This is a genomic window from Ciceribacter sp. L1K22 (genome assembly GCF_017599385.1).
Classification (GTDB): Bacteria; Pseudomonadota; Alphaproteobacteria; order Rhizobiales; family Rhizobiaceae; genus Allorhizobium.
Window position 1 is genome coordinate 1 of the sequence record NZ_JAGFPK010000010.1, and the last position, 1,090, is coordinate 1,090.

Annotated in this window: 1 pseudogene; it reads right to left on the bottom strand. The window is 63.9% G+C overall.

Features of this window, described 5'->3' with window-relative positions:
• Positions 1 to 991 (bottom strand): annotated as a pseudogene (locus J5J09_RS22545) (hypothetical protein); the annotation flags it as partial.
• Between the last annotated feature and the right edge of the window lie 99 nt (positions 992 to 1,090).

A 1,090-nucleotide genomic window follows, 5' to 3' on the forward strand; every position in this document is an offset into this window, starting at 1 on the left:
CGATCGCGCCGCCGAGCAGCGCGCCGTCGGCCAGCATCAGCCCGCCGCCGGTCACCGCCGTTGTGCCGGAAAAGGCGGAACTGTCGCCGAGAAGCGTGGTCGTACCGGCCAGATGGCGGATCGTGCCATTGCCCGAGATCGCCGCCTGAAAATTGTAGTCGTCATCGGTATGGTTGAAGACGAGCGTGCCGTTGCCGGCCCCGAACACCAGCCGCGCCGCATCGAGCGTCCCCGCCGCAACCGCCGCGTCCCCCTCGGCCGCGCCGATCGACACGGTGCCGTTGGAACCGCTGCTATCCGCAACCGTCGCCGTGCCGTCATGGCTGCCATCGCCAAGCAGCGCCCCGACCGTCACCAGTCCGCCGTCGCCGATCGTCAGCGATCCACGAGCCTGGTACCCGATTTTGAGGTAGTTGCTGTTGTTCCAGCGTGAACCGTCGCCGGTGACGCTGGCAAAGCCCGTCGCCGCCGAGATCTCGCCAATCCTGCCGAAGTTGCTGCTGACCGTGCCCCCATCGGCAATGGTAAGCCTCCCGTTTTTCGAAAACCCGACGATGATGGTATAACTGTCAACCCAGGTGGATCCCTCACCGGTAACGGTGACGCTGCCGGAAGCAAGATCGGAACGGCCAATCACTGTGCCAGCACTGCTCATAAAGCCGCCGTTGGCGATCGTCACGATGCCTGTCCCATTGGCGCCGACGTAAAGATATCCGTTGCTCTCCCAACGCGAGCCATCTCCCGTAACGGTCACCTGACCTGTACCGCCCTGCACGCCGACGTACCCGGCTCCATTCACCACGCGCCCTCCGTCCGAAATCGTGAGAGAGCCTGGCGTATTGTAGCCAACGTTGATCGATGTCGATGAAGTCCAACTCGTTGGCGACGAGGGCGTGACGTTGCCTGTCGCCACAACCGATTGCGCCGCCGCCATGACGGGAAGAAGCGAAAGGCTGGTGGTGACGAGGAGACGGGAACGGATACGGATCATGAATGCAGCACGGTATGTCAGGTGGACGATGGGCCGGCCGGAGGCGCGCCCGTCTCACTGACGGACCTGATGCGCTCCGGGCCTTTGCTCGCTATCACT